Here is a 15,388-nt window from a genome sequence, read left to right on the forward strand (position 1 = left end):
TGCAATTAGTCCTCGTCTTCTTGGTCTGTGGGAAGGCCCGCGGGCGTGAGTCCCAAGATCTCATCGGCTTGGTCGGCGTCTTCCAGCGCGTCGATGTCCTTGAGCTTGCGCTCCATGACGTTGGTGCGCGTGGTAATGATGCCCTCGACCGTTTTGCCCGCGGTCTCGATCTGCTGCTGGGCGCGGCGCAGCGCCTTTTGATAGCGCGGCAGCTCGGCCTTGACGGCGGAAAGCACGCGCAGCACGTCGTCGGTACGTTTTTGCAATTTAAACGTCTGGTAGCTCATCTGCAGGCTGTTGAGAATGGCGGCCATGGTGCTGGGACCGGCAACGTTGACGTGATAGTCGCGGCCCAGGGTCTCGATAAGCCCGGGGCGGCTGACGATCTCGGCGTACAGTCCTTCAAACGGCACGAACATGATGCCAAAGTTGGTCGTTGCCGGCACACTCAGGTACTTTTCGCAGATGTCCTTGGCCTCGCGCTTGACCATGGTGTCGAGCGTCTTGCGCGCAGCCGCCACGGTCTCCGCATCGCCCGACTCCTGCGCGTCGAGCAAGTGCTCGTACGCGTCGCCCGGAAACTTGGAGTCAATCGGCAGCAGCACGGGGTCGCCCTCGTCCACCGGCAGCTTGACGGCAAACTCAACACGCTCCGAGGCTCCGGGCCTGGTGGCGACGTTTTCCAGATACTGGTCGGGTGTAAGGATGTCCGCCAGAATTGCGCCCAGCTGCACCTCGCCCAAAATACCGCGCGCCTTCACATTGCCCAGCACACGCTTAAGATCGCCCACGCCGGTGGCGATGGATTGCATGTCGCCCAACCCCTTGTACACGGCCTCGAGCTGGTCGCTCACCTGCTTAAACGATGCCGACAGGCGATCGTTGAGCGTGCGGGAGAGCTTCTCGTCCACCGTCGCGCGCATCTGATCGAGTTGCACGTTGTTGTCTTTGCGGATAGCACCCAGCTGGGCATCGACCGTCTCGCGCACCTTGTCCAGGCGGTGCTCAATGCCCTCGCGGTTGGCACCGAGCTGTTGGGCCGTCTCGCGGCGCAGGTCATCCATCCGGTCACCAGCTTGCGAGAACTCGCGTGCGATGGTCAGGTAACGTTGCTGCTCCACGGCCGCATCGGTCGTCTGCTGCTGCGCGATGGCATTGGCCGTGCGGCGAGTTTCGGCCAGCGCGACGTTCAGGGCATCGAGCGCGTTGTTGGCCTGCTCGAGTGCTGTCAGCGTTTCCGCGCTACTGTCGCCACGCTCCCGCAACTCGACACGCAGGCTCTTGAGCTGGAGGGCGCAAGCCACAGCAACCCCCACCGCCACCAAGGCGATCACAACAAGCACAATATCAATAGCAGACATAAACTCCGCCCAACAAACCCAATCGAGCACCAATCAAAACCGCGATCAATCTTACCCCGCCACACACACGGATCACTCACTGCCTTGCAGACAAATTTCTCTTAGAGCCGCGGACGCTAAAACGCTAACTCTCCCAGCCGGCGCGGATTGTTGTTATGACATCGCCTAGGCGCTGGCCGAGGGCTGACAGATGTTGGAGCACTTCGCCGGGCGAAGCACCGTTGAGGATGCAGGTGAGCGCATACGAGACCAAGAAAATCGCCGCAAGTCCTAGCGGAATGAGCACGATCATCGCCAAGGTGCGCAGGCGCTGGCCCACGCGGCGACGACGCGCACGACGTTTGTCGAACGCGAGCTCCTGCGCATATGAATCTTGCTGTACGGAATAGGCCTCTGGTGCCGATTCGCCCGCAGGCGAAACCGCAGGCGTGGCATTTTGCGCAGGGGGCTGGGCTGCCGCCCCTTGCATTTGCATCTCCATGAGTCGTTGCTGCTGACGCAGCATGCGCTCAGCTTGTTGCTGCGGAGTCTCAAGAAACAGATCCATGCTGGCCTCCTCAATCGGAGCATTCGACGCTTGCGCCCAGCATCCCGCACCGCCAATGCCACGGCAACGCAATCCGTAGCAATAGCTGCAAAGTTTTTTGTTGACAAAAGCTGTCGAAAAGCTCAACAACTCCCCTACCAGCACTTTCTCTGAGCTTTTTTCGCCAGCAATCTTTTGGCCTTCCACCCTTACGCCAACTGACCAAAATCTAACCAAAAGCTTGACGAAAATTGTGAAGACAGGGACCCCATACAAAAACGTGCCGCCCAAAAGGGGCGGCACGTTAACTTCTTATCAGTTTTCAGTAGCGAGCACGCGACGACCCGAAGCCGGAGCACAGGGCGGGGAAACACCTTTGCCTCGCGCGACCTGCGAAGCCGTGAGCGAGAGGGAAAGGTGTTTCCCCGCCCTGTGCTCCGCAGTCGGTGAAGGCAGCTTTACATGCCCGCGAGACCTCGGGCGGCGGTGGTGCACATAAACGCCAGGGCCAGAATCACGAGCGAGCCGGCAATGTCAGCCAGGGCGCCCGCAAAGCGACGCTCAAACAACCAGCTCTCAAAGTGCGGGGCAACGTTGCGCCAAACACGCCACAGCAAGATGCCCATACCGATGACGCCTGGGATATTGAGCAGTAGGATCTCGGAGCACAAAAGACCGATCAGGTTGCCGGCGGCAAAACCAGCGTCGCCCTCGCAGTATTTGCGATAAATCATGTACAACATGTACGCCACAAACGGCTGCAGGCACGCAGAGATAAACGTAACCACCATCGAGGGCTCCTGCGAAAAGACCTCGGTGAGTTTATCGACACTCGTAGCGTCCTTCGAAGCCAAGAATAAACCGATAACCACAAGGGGCACCACGCCCAAAATTACCTCGACCAGAGTAAACAACTTGGCAGTCAAATCCTCACTAGCCGAATTCAAATGAGGCGCCCACTCAGGATGAGCATGCGCGCCGACCTTCTTGTCCTTCTCGGCACGATCGGCCTTTTTACCCTCGGCAACCCGACGACCAGGATCCTTGCGAGTCCCCGCCGCAGCAACCCGAGCCCGAGACTTCTTACCCATACAAAAACACCCCACAACAGGAAATTAACCAAAACGCCACTGCCCAGTGTACCCCCTAAACAAAGGCGCCGCCCCAACCCAGAGCAAACCCCGCCAACCAAGTAACCAAACCATCAACCAAACGGCCGCAACCCAATCCCCATACAAAACGTGCCGCCCCTAAAGGGGCGGCACACAAACTTTAATATCAGCTTTTCTGTAGCGAGCACGCAACGACCCGAAGCCGGAGCGCAGGGCGGGAGGCCGGATCGCCTTCCCTCAACGCGACCCTGCGGAGCCGTGAGCGGGGAGGGAAGGCGATCCGGCCTCCCGCCCTGCGCTCCGCAGCAGTCAGCGCCAAGCGCTAGTAGTTCACCACCTGCTCCTCAAAGTACGCCTTCGGGTGGTTACACACCGGGCACACCTCGGGCGCCTCGGCGCCAACGTGCAGGTGCCCGCAGTTCAGGCACTTCCACACCTTCACGCCCTCACGCTCAAACACCTCGCCCGACTCGATGCGCTCGACGAGCTTGTTATAGCGCTCCTCGTGGGCCTTCTCGACGGCGGCGACGCCACGGAACTTCTCGGCGATCTCGGCAAAGCCCTCCTCCTCGGCGGTCTTGGCGAACTCGTCGTACATCGTGGTCCACTCGTAGTTCTCGCCCGCGGCGGCGTCACGCAGGTTGTCCAGAGTGCCCGGAACGGCGCCGTCGTGCAGATACTTAAACCACAGCTTGGCGTGCTCGGACTCGTTGCCCGCCGTCTCGGCAAAGATATTCGAGATCTGAACGTAGCCGTCCTTTTTGGCCTTGGATGCATAGTAGCGATACTTGGTGTGTGCCTGGGACTCACCGGCAAAAGCAGTCTCGAGGTTCTTCTTGGTCTGAGAGTTCTCAAAATCCATAGGTGTACTTCCCTTCAACACGTGCCGCCCATAGGCTTTGAGCGACCTTGTCTTTAGGATGCCCTCAAGCCGCGAATTTAAACCTTACAATCCCGTTCTTCAGATTTGAGCGGGCTACACACTCAACCAGCAATCGCCCTCGGCTCGGCAAAAGCCCTCGCGCTCCAGGTCAGCTAGAATGCCCGCGATCAAGTCGCACTCGACCGGCCCGCGACCGGCTGCCGCTTCCATCTCGTTAACGCCCACCACGGCATCAGCAAGCGTAATCCCCGCCGGCTGCCCATCGCGCGCTGCCAACAACATACGCACGATATGCGCGCGCTTTTGGCGGCGCGAGCCCTCAAACTTGGACTGACGACTATAGCCCGCCGACCGCCTGGACGGATTGGGCAGTGTCTTTTTAAGATACGCGCCGTAATCCAGCAATGCGTAATACCACGCGCGCGGCGTGTCGGCATCGTCTTGAGGCGCGGCAAAGGGCGCGATCTCGTCCGCCGCCGCACCGGGGGCCGCCGGACAGGCAGCTTGGATCAGCGGCACCAGTTCGCGATCGGGAACGGCCGGCACATCGGGAAAGAAATGATGCAAAAAGACCGTGCGCACATTGGTCTCCAAATACACGCCCGGAAGATCGAATGCAAACGAACGGATGCCCTGCGCCGTTGCCGGGCCAATGCCGGGCAGAGCGACCAAGTCACGCGTCTCGCGCGGAAACTCCCCATCCCAGTCCTCTACAACGCACTGTGCAGCCCTGTGAAGCGCCAAGGCGCGGCGATTATAGCCCATCCCCTGCCACGCATCCAAGACATCGGAAGGGACAGCCTGAGCGAGCGCCTGAACAGTCGGAAAGCGATCGAGCCACGCCGGCATACGCGTCTCCACGCGCGGCACCTGCGTCTGCTGCAGCATGACCTCGGAGAGCCAGATGATATACGGGTCGCGCGTTCGGCGCCACGGAAGGTCGCGATAACGCAAGACCCCTTCCGAACGAATCATCGAACGAAAGGGGTCCTGAATCATAGCTATACTCCTTATGCGGCGCTATTCCTCCCGGCAAGCGTACGCGCAGGCAGCGTACTCGGGAAACGCATCGCGATCGGCGAACTTGGGATCGACAGCCGGAATCTGGCGATGGGCGACGATATCGCCGAGCGAAACGGAATCGAGGTAGTCGCGCATCAACGCCTGGGCTCCGGCCCACAGGGGATGATAGCAGCACGCGCCCATGCGCGCACAGTCACCATCGGGGGCGGTGCAATCGTTCATAACCATAGGACCCTGAACGGCCTCGACGACCTGGCGGATAGTGACGTCGTCCGGACTAACCTTGAGACGCATGCCACCGTGGACGCCACGCAGGCTCTCCACAATACCGGCCTGGACCAAACCGTGCTGAATCGAGCGGGCAAACGAATACGGGACATTGACCTCTTCGGCAGCGGTGCGAACAGAAAGCAAACACTCCGGATCCTCAGCAAGCATCGCCAGCATACGAAGGGCGTAATCAGTCTTCCTCGATATGTCCATTTTTCCCCTTTCAAGGAATACGAACAGCTCGAACGAGCTCCGGGGCCGAGCTTGTGTCGAGACGCTAAATGACCGCCAGGACATCCAAATGGTAAATCGGATATCCACTGAGTGCCGCGCTTGGAGCAAAATGCATCAGATGCGGCGCACAGTGCAATTTAGTATAACCTAACCCCCTGTCTCGTAGAACAGGTGTTGCGCAACAAAGCTGTTGTTCAGACAGATATACTTATTAGATTTTACTTGCGTTCCCGAAGGCGCGGGGATTCTGGGCGAAGATGCACCAGGGCGATCGTTCTATCGAAACAAAGTGCATCAAACGCAAAAAGCCACGTCCGAAGACGTGGCTTTAATTGCGTTGGCGGGAAGTACGGGGCTCGAACCCGCGACCTCCGACGTGACAGGCCGGCGCTCTAACCAAACTGAGCTAACTCCCCAGGCAGACGTTCGCGTTTGTTTCCGCTCGCGTGCGCTGCGGGGATTAGTATACACAGAAGTCTGTCTGGCACGCAACAACTTTTTTGAAAAAATTTTTTGGCTGTCCGGGAGGGTTTCCGGGGCCGGCTGGCGCGGGTTAAGTTTGCTGCTCTACAGTCCTGCGCAAGACGGAAAGCACATTAAGTGCTTTCCTTTGCGTGCGGAACTCGCGACAAACTTAACCCGCGCCAGCCGGCCCCGGAAACCCTCCCTGCCGTCACTTGCTTCAAGCTGTTGTTGTTCCTCGCCGCTTCGCGGCTCGGCGGCCCCGTTCTCCGAGGTGGGGTTGTCTAAGGTTCTTGTTGAAACTCGGCCTTTGGCTCAAAGAAAAACGGGGGATGCATTGTGCATCCCCCGTTTTTGTTGTGGTTACTCTAGATCAATAAATTTGGCGCTTAGGATCTTGCCGTCTTTGACGAGCATTCTGGCCATGGTGGGGCCTCGGGTGCCTCTGGGGTAGCTGGCGCTGCCCGGGTTGAGGACTAAGCAGCGGCCCACTTGGGCTTCTTTGGTTACGTGGGTGTGGCCGTTGATGGCTACGTCTACGGATCCCACCGGAAGGTCTTCGCGGTAGTGGGCTACGGCGAATTTGAGGCCTTCGTAGGTAAAGAGCGCAAGACGGTCTACATCGGGACCGTAGTCGCGGTAGTAATCGTTGTTGCCCAGTACGGCCCGCACGGGGGCGATGGTGCATAGGTGCTCGTAGTCCATCTCTGACGTGAGGTCGCCGGCGTGGATAATCAGGTCTGCGCCTTCAAGCTCATCCAGGAGCGCAGGCGAAAGATAGCCGTGGGTGTCCGAGATGATGTCGATGCGCTTGGCGCTTGCACTGTTCATGGGATCCCTTCCGCAAAAAACGATTCGGCAGATACATACAAAAAAGGCCCCACGGCTCCGCAGACGATGGGTCTACAGGGCTGCGGGGCCAGTGTGCTAGAGACTCAGGGCCTTCTTGAGCGGCACGACGCGGCGGCGCGAAACCGGCACGCGTTCGTCGACGCCCGTAATGCCCAGCTGGATGGCGCCCGAGGGCACCGTCTCGACGTCCGTGACGCACGCCAAGTTGACGATATAGCGGCGGTGAACACGGAAGAAGCCAAAATCGCAGAGCTTGGCCTCAAACTGCGCCAGTGAGGTCGTCGACAAAAAACGATCATCGACGGTATAGATGCAGGAGTAATCGTCCTTGGCCATGATAAAGCGAATGTCGTCCACGGGAATGAGCACCTTGCGGCCGCCCTTTTCCACCGGGATACGCTCGATGGTCACCTTGCTGTCCGTAACCGGCTTGGCGCGTTGCATGACCTTCTCGATCGCGCGATCCAAGCGAGCTTCCTCGACCGGCTTCATCAGATAATCGACGGCATCCACGTCGAATGCCTCGACCGCATGGTCGCTATACGCAGTCACAAACACGATCGCCGGCGGATTTTTGAGCTTATGCAGCGCCTCGGCAAGTTGCAGGCCCGAGGCACCGGGCATCGAGATATCGAGAAACACGACATCCACGCGACTTTCCATAAGCATCTCGATGGCGGAGCGGACGCTCGACGCCTCCGTGATCGTGCCGATCTTGCCCGTTTGCTCGAGCAGGAAGCGAAGCTCCGAGCGGGCCGGCGCCTCATCATCCACAATCATCGCACGCAGCATAGGGATAAAACCTTTCGTCAACTAACTACGCCGGGCATCCGTCGCATGACGTTGAGCCCGTAGCCTTTTATTTTACTCTTGAATGTCGAAGATGCTCTCTGACAAATCAAGATGAAGGAGCACTTTGGTGCCCTTGCCCGGCGCCGATTCGACACGCGTATAGGAGTGCGGCCCATAAAAGCGATGGATGCGCTCCGAAATATTGTGCATGGCCACACCGGCGCCGCCACCCTGGGGAGAGCTGGCGTCGGGACGGGCAGAGCGCTCGTCAAACAGTCTGGCGGCGGTACCCTCATCCATGCCCACGCCATTATCGGCCACGGCAATCAAGATTGCATCCTCGCCGTCTTGGTGAACGGTCACGTCGATCCTCAGGGCGTCGTCATCGCCCATACCATGACGTACGGCGTTCTCGACAATCGGCTGGATCACGAACGCCGGCACCAGCGTATCTTCCACGTCCTCGGACACATCGAACGTCGCAAGCACGCGGTCCTCGCCAAAGCGGGCCTTCTCAAAGGTAAGGTAGCGCTTGGTCTGTGCAACCTCGCGCGAGACCGGAATAAGCGATCCCGAGTTGTCGAGCGTGGCACGATAGAACGATGAGAACTCACGAAGCAGTTCGCGGGCCCGCAGCGGGTCGGTGCGCGTAAACGATGCAATGGTGTTCAGCGTGTTGAACAGGAAGTGCGGGTTAATCTGCGCTTGCAGCGCACGTACCTCGGCGCGCGCCGTGAGTTCCTTTTGCACCTCGAGCTCGTGGATGGCGAGCTGTGTGGACAAGATCTCGGCAAAGCCCGAGGCAAGCGCGTACTGGGTACGGTCGACGGCGCGCGGGGTCTTGTAGTAGAACTTGAGCGTGCCGACGGTACGATCGCCCACCTTGATGGGGGCGATAATGCCGGCGGGGACTTGGTTGTGCGAGCCGTCCGAGCCCACGACATCCACCATACGGTTGAACGACTGCACGATGCCATGTTCGATAACGTAGCGTGTGGCAAGCGTGTGGATGGGAGAATCTGGCAGCAGTTTTTCCTCAAACTCGCCCGCGCAGGCCAACACGTTGCCCTCGTCGGTGATGGCCACCGTCATGGCGCGCGTCTCGGGCAAAATGCGCCGGCACACCAAACGCGCCGACTCCTGCGTCAGACCGCCCTTAATGTCCTCGAGCATGGCCGAGGCCACCGAGAGCGTCTCCTCGGTGTACTGGGAGCGCACCGAATCGGGATTGAGCGTCAAAAAGATAAAGATGCACAGAAAGATGCACAGCAGCGCGCAGGCAATCACCGTGGCGATCGGCTCGATACCGGTCACCAAGGCAAAAATAAAGTACACCAGCACGCAAATGGCGCAGGCAACGGCAATGATGCGAAAGATTGATATTGAACTATCGCGCTGGGCGCGGCGGTCGATCATTCGGCCCCCTCCAGGATACTGATCAGTTGTGCGTCACGCCAAAGCCCGTCCATGATCTTGGGCCAAAAGCTCTGGAAACGCAGGTAGCTTGCAGCGTTTTGGCGCGCATAGGCCTTTGCCTCGCCGATACCATGGCGCCAAATGCGCAGGTAGCCCTCATGCTCGCGGGTAAACACGCTGCGGACCATAGCGGTCTTGCGCACGCGGTCGTCGAGCTCGCGCGAAATCCAAGGGCCCGGGTAGGGCATGAGCGATGCCGCCGTAACGGGAATGAGCTCCTTTTGATGCGCGGCGAATGTCAACTTGGCCCGTTCGTAGTACCAACGGTATATATCCTGCATAAAGCGCGGTGAGCGCTTTTCGGACTCCGGAGGCAGATGGCGCACGGTCCACTCGTTATCGAACCACACGTCGTAGCCAAACATGCGCATGTTAAAGAGGTAATCCAAGTCCTCGCCGCGGGTGATAAACGGGTCAAAGGCCACACGCGTAAAGGCGCGGGCGTGCAGGGCCATCAGGCCGCCGCACACGTAGTTGGAGCGCGAGATGCGGGTGCCCGAGAGCGCCTTTTTCATCCAACGGTTGAACTCGATGCGCTTGGTCCACCAACGATGGCAGATGCCCGCCTTGTCCGTGGGAGCCAGCGGCGAGCCGTCGCGATCGTAGAAATAGCCGCTCTTGACCAAGATCGGCAAGCCCTGACGCGTCTGCTGCCCCAACGCATAGGTCGCGCGCTTCATAAAGTCGGCGTCGATGACAGTCTCATCGTCATCCAAAAAGATAACCGCGTCATGCCCCAGCACAGCGGCACAGGCTAGCCCCATGTTGCGGATGGCACCGTAGCCTCGCAGGCTCACGCACTCGCCCGAGCCCTTGGGCGCGATCTGAGCAACCCGGTCTGCGATATGCGAGGCCTGGGTGTTGGTGACAACGGTGACCTTGAGCGTGGGATGCGCGTCGACAATCTCGCGCACGCGCAGCGACACATCGGCTGTGGCAGAAACGGGACAGACCACCAAAAGGATGATGCGCGGGATGTCACGTACCTGCTCAAGCGAGGCCAGGCAGCGGTCGAGTTCGGGATTGTCGGCGTTGAGTCGCGTCGAATGGTCATAGGTGCCAGGGGCGTTTGCGCAAGCGTCATCGCCCGCCCAATACGTTGGAATCACGACTGTGGCGTTCATGCCTTACCCTCCCTGCAACACAAAAACGGGACGCCGCCAAACACAGGCGACGCCCCGCGACCTAGCTGATTCCATCATACCCACTTGGGCAAATCATTGCTCGCAAGTCGCAATGTTTATTGCGGATAACCCCAAAAGAGTACCGTGGACAGGCACAATAGCCGCTCGCTCCTATGCGGCATGCTCTGCCGCCCGAGTCATGCGGGACAGGCGGACCAGCAGCATAAAGCCAACGATCAGCAGCACGCCAATGGAAAGGACGCCCAGCGACGGGTTGCCGGTCAGCGAGGTGACGACCGACACCAGGAAGGTGCCCATAACGCTTGCATAACGACCAAAGATGTCAAAGAAGCCGTAGTACTCGTTGGACTTTTCCTTGGGGATAATGCGGCCAAAGTAGCTACGGCTGAGCGCCTGCACGCCACCCTGGAACAGGCCGACCATAATGGCAAGCACCCAGAATTCAAAGGCGGTCTTTAGGAAGAACGCGGCGAACAGCACAATGCCCATGTAGGCGGCGACCGCCACCAAGATCATGTTGAGCGTGCCCACGCGTCCGGCGAGCTTGCCGTAGATGATGGCGGATGGAAAGGCCACGAACTGCGTAACGAGCAGCGCAAGCACCAGCTGCGTCGAATCGATGCCCAAGGCCGATCCGTAACTGGTGGCCATGGAAATGACCGTGTGCACACCGTCGATATAGAAGAAGAACGCGATCATGTAGACCAGCACGGTCTTGTTGTGGGCGATCTCGCGCATGGTGTGTCCGACCTCGGAGAACACACCGCCCACGATGTGGCCGATAGTGTCCTCGGGACCGCGCTCGCGACCGTACTTTTGCTTATAGGTGCGAATGAGCGGCAGGGTAAAGATGAGCCACCAGGCACCAGTGATGATAAACGACAGACGCGTTGCCAGCATGGTAGGGACGCCAAGAGCGGGGCCACCCATGATGAGCGCCAGGCAGATGACGAACGGCACGGTGGAACCGATGTAGCCCCAGGCATAGCCCGAGCTGGACACGGCGTCCATGCGCTCGTCGGTGGTAATGTCGGGCAGCATGGCGTCGTAGAACGTCATAGAAGAGTTAAGGCCGATGGTGCACAGCACGTACACGGTCAAAAATGCCATGGCGGACATTGGGATAGCCTGCGCCAGGCAAAGCACCAGGCCCGTGAGGAAGAAGCCCAAGAAGAACTTGATCTTGTTGCCGGCGTAGTCGGCAAGCGCGCCCAGAATGGGCATGAGCATGGCGATGACCAGCGAGGCGATCGTCTGTGCATTGCCCCAGGCGACCACCAGGTCGGCCGAGGAAGCGCCGGTATTGATGGCGTTAAAGTAAATGGGCACCACCGAGGTATTGAGCAGCACGAGGGCCGAATTGCCCACATCATACATAACCCAGTTACGCTCGAGCTTGGTGTATTTCATGGACAGGGACCCTTCGTATTCGCCCGATATGCAGTTAGTTCATCGTACCCCAATTGTCCAGAACCGCCGGTAAGGATTCGGCAAAGGGGCACGCACGGGCCCTATTCCTCGCGGTCGAACTCCTCATCGGCATTGAGCACGCGACCGCTGTAGTTGACGTGACTGGTCACGGCATCCATGTCACCGGTCTCGATAAAACGTGCGACCGTGCACTCGTAATCGACCAGCGCGCGATCAAAGACCTCGGGGAAACTCTCGTTCGAGACCTCGTCGGTAAAGGGATTCTTCCATGTCAGATGGCCCAGGTTACCGGTGCGCTCGGGCAGCTCCGTCGTCACGCGATGGGCAAGGCCGTCGAGCAGCGAGTAGTCGTGCACCAAGCCCTCAACCAGCGAGATCGCGCGCGTCTTTGCGGAGCCGGCCGGCTCAATCGCGCGGTAAAGTCGCTGCATATTGGCAACGGCAGCACCGTACTCCCCCGCCGGAATGTCAATGCCGTACACGCGTCCGGCAACATAGCTCATCAGCACGCCGGCCACGCGATTGATGCGATCGGTGGTGACGATCTCGCCCGCCGGCGGGTAATCGTCAACCGTAGCGCCATCGCGTTTAAGCTGCAGCATCAGCACATCCAGGTCGCTCTCGATCACGGCATGGACCTGACTGCTCGAATCCTCAAGCTCTGAATCGGACTCGACAATGCCAAACTGCTGCTCATAGACAAAGGGATGGGCGTTGCGGTCGAGCACGTAATGAGACAGCAGGCCCAGCGCAAAGGCACGACCCAAGCTGGCGTCGCGCGGCAGCAGATGCGACACGCCGTCGCGCAGGCACGAGAACTGGCGCGACATGCGCGAGCGGTGCATGACCTGAGCAAGCAACATACAGTCGGAAATGCGCGGCGTGAGCATGTGGAAGAAAAACGGGTCGGGACCTTGGTTTCCCAGGATAAAGGCGATGCGCTCCTCGTCGGACGTAATAACGCCCTGCGGAAGACGGTCGATGCTTTCCTCGCCAAACAGATGATGCGTAATGAGCGCGGGCATAATGATCCTTTCGATTTCATTCGATGTCACCCATTATGCCCACCGCACGGTCATGCCAAACCTGCGGTGGTAAACGGCGCATCGCATGCTGTATGCGACGACCATTCCCCTTCGCCGCAAAAACAGAATGAAAGCTTAATATCATCCCGCTCGTGCGCCGAAGCAACTGTTTGCCCGTCGATGCGGTAAGGCATTAATGGTCTACTATTTCAATACACGCGTCTTCATGCTGTATCAATGAGAAGATCACGTATATCGCAAAGCAGTTCAAGCAACCCGGCGTCGTTCGGAGGCATCCATGATTACCGTTGCCGACATTTTGGCCTTACCGGCATTCGAGCGGATTGATTTAGTCGCACCCATCGAAGATGCCGGGGAGCACCGCGTCTACAACGTTGGTATCTTAGACTGCCCTCCTTCAATCAACGACTACAGCGCATACATGCCCGGCGAGTTCATTCTCACCAATCTTGGTTTTTGCTATGAAGACCCCGACCTATCCGACGCGTCGCTCATTGCCATGATTGAAAGGCGTGTCGCAGCCATTGCCGTTAAACGTGTGTACTCGCCATGTTTTACCGATGCAGTCGCCCAAGCAAGTGTACGCATGGGCGTCCCGGTATATCTCTATTCCGGCGCTTACCATGAGCGCGTCGCATTCGAGTCGCTCAACCTCTTGCAGCGCGATCTCGACGCATCCGACAAAAGCGACGCAGTCGACACGCTCCTATCGGGAAAGCCAAAAGCCCAAGTAAGACAAGAGATCAACAAGTTGGCGGGCCTTACCGGATCGACGATGCGCTGCATTGCCATCTCTGCCGAAAAAGATGATCGCTGCTCACTGTACGCAATTCAAGACACCCTCAACGATTTTCTGGACTCGTTTCGACAGCGACACGAGGATGTCCAAAACGCATGCGCGTTTCGCTACCACGATGCGCTGCTCGTTTTCGTCTCGTATGCCACCGATAAACAGCACGAGGGCGTCTTCTGTGACCTAGAAAATGCCATTCGAGGAGTTGGCGTCAACTACTGCGGCATAGGCGACCTGGTGCCCCTCGGCGAGGCAGATATCTCCATTCGTCAGGCAACAATCCTTCTCAATGAAGCCCATCTGAGCGGAACGCGCAGACTTGAGTGGTCGGATCTGTCCATGGGCGCCTTCTCCTATGCAGCGCAGACCAACCCCATGTTCGAGCGCACCGCGCAAGGTTTTCGCCACCGCATCGAAAGCTACGACACACAAAACTCTACCGAACTGGTCCAAACGGCACGTGCCTTTGTGCACTGCAGCGGCGACATCATCGACACCGCCGATCGCCTACACCAACACCCCAACACCGTCCGATATCGGTTGCGGCGTATTCGAGCACTCCTCGACATGGGCGATTCACACGACCGCGAGCTGCTCGTATTCCTTTCCCTCACTTTCCTCAGCAGATAGTGCGAGTTAACTCGAATCGTCATTTTTCACAAAACAACTCCGAATACGCTCGGACAATTGGCCTTGCAAGCCGCCAATTGCTCACGAATAACAATTCATTTGTAAAAAATAACAAATAGACCCCCGGAAGGCTTTGAGTTGGTACCAAACACATGGCATCTGGGTGCTCCTAGACTTTGAGTCATGGTTTCGGCGTGCCGCTGCACCGGCGCCCGACTACAGGTATCGATGCCCCATCCTGGGCGAACGAAACGCCTGACCTGTCTGGAGGGGCCCACGTGCGGGGCGTCCGTCGGGGGTAGGCAAGAACCGACGAAAGGAAACATGACTATGACTGATTCGGTTTTCCAGGGTCGCCACCTGCTCTCCACGAGGGACTACACCAGGGACGAGCTCATGTGGCTCATCGGCTTCGCCGAGCACCTCAAGGACCTCAAGAAGCAGAACGTCCCGCACCGCTACCTCGAGGGCAAGAACGTCGCGCTGCTCTTCGAGAAGACCTCCACCCGCACCCGCGCAGCCTTCACCACCGCCTGCATCGACCTGGGCGCCCACCCCGAGTACCTGGGCAAGGGCGACATCCAGCTGGGCAAGAAGGAGACGGTCCTCGACACCGCCAAGGTGCTCGGCTCCATGTTCGACGCCATCGAGTTCCGCGGCTTCAAGCAGGAGCACGTCGAGCAGCTCGCCGAGCACTCCGGCGTGCCCGTCTGGAACGGCCTCACTGACCGCGAGCACCCCACGCAGATGCTCGCCGACTTCATGACCATCAAGGAGCACTTCGGCAGGCTCGAGGGCCTCACGCTCGCCTACTGCGGCCAGGGTCGCAACAACGTCCAGAACTCCCTGATGATCACCTCCGCCATCCTCGGTGTGAACTACGTCAACGCCACCCCCAAGGAGCTCGAGCCCGACCCCGAGATCGTCGCCCTCGCGCAGAAGTTCGCCGCCGAGTCCGGCGCGACCATCCGCGTCACCAACGACCCCGTGGACGCCGTCCGCGGCGCCGACGCCGTCTACACCAACGTCTGGGCGGCCATGGGCGAGGAGTCCCAGTTCGCCGAGCGCGTCCGCCTGATGTCCCCGTTCCAGGTCAACGCCGAGCTCGTCTCCCACATCGAGAACCCCGACTGGATCTTCCTGCACTGCCTCCCGGCCTTCCACAACGCCGAGACCGAGTACGCCGCCAAGATCAAGGAGGAGCACGGCATCGAGGCCATGGAGTGCACCGACGACGTGATCTACAGCGAGCACTCCCGCTGCTTCGAGGAGGCCGAGAACCGCATGCACACCATCAAGGCCATCATGGCCGCGACCCTCGGCAACCTCTACATCCCGCGCGTCTAACCGCG

14 protein-coding genes and 1 tRNA gene are annotated in these 15,388 nt (G+C 59.2%); 2 read left to right on the plus strand and 13 right to left on the minus strand.

Annotated features, from left to right (window positions below; genetic code table 11):
* Nucleotides 1–5 precede the first annotated feature (5 nt).
* The 13 genes from ACKUTP_RS01115 to ACKUTP_RS01175 all read right to left on the minus strand — a co-directional run bounded on the left by ACKUTP_RS01115 (nt 6) and on the right by ACKUTP_RS01175 (nt 12,592).
* Nucleotides 6–1,361, minus strand: a complete 1,356-nt coding sequence (locus tag ACKUTP_RS01115) for a DNA recombination protein RmuC (protein WP_409063352.1) — start codon at nt 1,359–1,361, stop codon at nt 6–8.
* Nucleotides 1,362–1,485: 124 nt separating this feature from the next.
* A complete protein-coding gene (locus ACKUTP_RS01120) occupies nt 1,486–1,908 on the minus strand; it encodes a hypothetical protein (RefSeq protein WP_409063353.1) in 423 nt (140 codons plus the stop codon).
* Nucleotides 1,909–2,345: 437 nt separating this feature from the next.
* Nucleotides 2,346–2,978, minus strand: coding sequence for a hypothetical protein (locus ACKUTP_RS01125; protein ID WP_409063354.1), 633 nt, complete (start codon nt 2,976–2,978; stop codon nt 2,346–2,348).
* A 343-nt stretch (nt 2,979–3,321) separates the two neighbouring features.
* Complete coding sequence (rbr, locus tag ACKUTP_RS01130; protein WP_006235152.1) at nt 3,322–3,861, minus strand: rubrerythrin; 540 nt, start codon at nt 3,859–3,861, stop codon at nt 3,322–3,324.
* A gap of 114 nt (nt 3,862–3,975) precedes the next feature.
* A complete protein-coding gene (locus ACKUTP_RS01135; RefSeq protein ID WP_035136759.1) occupies nt 3,976–4,881 on the minus strand; it encodes an adenine glycosylase in 906 nt (301 codons plus the stop codon).
* A gap of 21 nt (nt 4,882–4,902) precedes the next feature.
* The gene (locus ACKUTP_RS01140; RefSeq protein ID WP_409063355.1) at nt 4,903–5,388 is read right to left on the minus strand and encodes an RrF2 family transcriptional regulator; all 486 of its coding nucleotides are present in this window, start codon (nt 5,386–5,388) and stop codon (nt 4,903–4,905) included.
* A gap of 359 nt (nt 5,389–5,747) precedes the next feature.
* Nucleotides 5,748–5,825, minus strand: a tRNA-Asp gene (locus ACKUTP_RS01145).
* A gap of 409 nt (nt 5,826–6,234) precedes the next feature.
* A complete protein-coding gene (locus ACKUTP_RS01150; RefSeq protein ID WP_409063356.1) occupies nt 6,235–6,702 on the minus strand; it encodes a YfcE family phosphodiesterase in 468 nt (155 codons plus the stop codon).
* 96 nt (nt 6,703–6,798) lie between these two features.
* Entirely contained in the window at nt 6,799–7,515 is a 717-nt protein-coding gene (locus ACKUTP_RS01155) for a LytTR family DNA-binding domain-containing protein (RefSeq protein WP_006235156.1), read from the minus strand.
* Nucleotides 7,516–7,587: 72 nt separating this feature from the next.
* Nucleotides 7,588–8,931: a histidine kinase gene (locus ACKUTP_RS01160; protein WP_055310084.1), complete on the minus strand. Its 1,344-nt coding sequence runs from the start codon at nt 8,929–8,931 to the stop codon at nt 7,588–7,590.
* Nucleotides 8,928–10,115, minus strand: coding sequence for a glycosyltransferase (locus ACKUTP_RS01165; RefSeq protein WP_409063357.1), 1,188 nt, complete (start codon nt 10,113–10,115; stop codon nt 8,928–8,930). Before ACKUTP_RS01165 ends, ACKUTP_RS01160 begins: the two co-directional genes overlap by 4 nt.
* 171 nt (nt 10,116–10,286) lie before the next feature.
* Nucleotides 10,287–11,546, minus strand: a complete 1,260-nt coding sequence (locus tag ACKUTP_RS01170; protein ID WP_006235159.1) for an MFS transporter — start codon at nt 11,544–11,546, stop codon at nt 10,287–10,289.
* A gap of 101 nt (nt 11,547–11,647) precedes the next feature.
* On the minus strand, nt 11,648–12,592 hold the full coding sequence (locus tag ACKUTP_RS01175; protein WP_409063358.1) for a zinc dependent phospholipase C family protein: 945 nt from the start codon (nt 12,590–12,592) through the stop codon (nt 11,648–11,650).
* 298 nt (nt 12,593–12,890) lie between these two features.
* On the opposite strand from ACKUTP_RS01175, the gene ACKUTP_RS01180 reads away from it, so the two are divergent.
* Nucleotides 12,891–14,036, plus strand: coding sequence for a PucR family transcriptional regulator (locus ACKUTP_RS01180; RefSeq protein ID WP_152067293.1), 1,146 nt, complete (start codon nt 12,891–12,893; stop codon nt 14,034–14,036).
* Nucleotides 14,037–14,366: 330 nt separating this feature from the next.
* Nucleotides 14,367–15,383, plus strand: a complete 1,017-nt coding sequence (argF, locus tag ACKUTP_RS01185; RefSeq protein ID WP_152067292.1) for an ornithine carbamoyltransferase — start codon at nt 14,367–14,369, stop codon at nt 15,381–15,383.
* The last annotated feature ends 5 nt before the right edge of the window (nt 15,384–15,388 follow it).

The organism is Collinsella sp. wc0529, assembly GCF_046116875.1.
In the GTDB taxonomy this organism is placed as follows: domain Bacteria; phylum Actinomycetota; class Coriobacteriia; order Coriobacteriales; family Coriobacteriaceae; genus Collinsella.

Bases quoted from the DNA above. Each gene is read 5' to 3' on its own strand.
- ACKUTP_RS01115 (WP_409063352.1), bottom strand. From the start codon at position 1,361: ATGTCTGCTATTGATATTGTGCTTGTTGTGATCGCCTTGGTGGCGGTG.
- ACKUTP_RS01120 (WP_409063353.1), bottom strand. From the start codon at position 1,908: ATGGATCTGTTTCTTGAGACTCCGCAGCAACAAGCTGAGCGCATGCTG.
- ACKUTP_RS01125 (WP_409063354.1), bottom strand. From the start codon at position 2,978: ATGGGTAAGAAGTCTCGGGCTCGGGTTGCTGCGGCGGGGACTCGCAAG.
- rbr (WP_006235152.1), bottom strand. From the start codon at position 3,861: ATGGATTTTGAGAACTCTCAGACCAAGAAGAACCTCGAGACTGCTTTT.
- ACKUTP_RS01135 (WP_035136759.1), bottom strand. From the start codon at position 4,881: ATGATTCAGGACCCCTTTCGTTCGATGATTCGTTCGGAAGGGGTCTTG.
- ACKUTP_RS01140 (WP_409063355.1), bottom strand. From the start codon at position 5,388: ATGGACATATCGAGGAAGACTGATTACGCCCTTCGTATGCTGGCGATG.
- ACKUTP_RS01150 (WP_409063356.1), bottom strand. From the start codon at position 6,702: ATGAACAGTGCAAGCGCCAAGCGCATCGACATCATCTCGGACACCCAC.
- ACKUTP_RS01155 (WP_006235156.1), bottom strand. From the start codon at position 7,515: ATGCTGCGTGCGATGATTGTGGATGATGAGGCGCCGGCCCGCTCGGAG.
- ACKUTP_RS01160 (WP_055310084.1), bottom strand. From the start codon at position 8,931: ATGATCGACCGCCGCGCCCAGCGCGATAGTTCAATATCAATCTTTCGC.
- ACKUTP_RS01165 (WP_409063357.1), bottom strand. From the start codon at position 10,115: ATGAACGCCACAGTCGTGATTCCAACGTATTGGGCGGGCGATGACGCT.
- ACKUTP_RS01170 (WP_006235159.1), bottom strand. From the start codon at position 11,546: ATGAAATACACCAAGCTCGAGCGTAACTGGGTTATGTATGATGTGGGC.
- ACKUTP_RS01175 (WP_409063358.1), bottom strand. From the start codon at position 12,592: ATGCCCGCGCTCATTACGCATCATCTGTTTGGCGAGGAAAGCATCGAC.
- ACKUTP_RS01180 (WP_152067293.1), top strand. From the start codon at position 12,891: ATGATTACCGTTGCCGACATTTTGGCCTTACCGGCATTCGAGCGGATT.
- argF (WP_152067292.1), top strand. From the start codon at position 14,367: ATGACTGATTCGGTTTTCCAGGGTCGCCACCTGCTCTCCACGAGGGAC.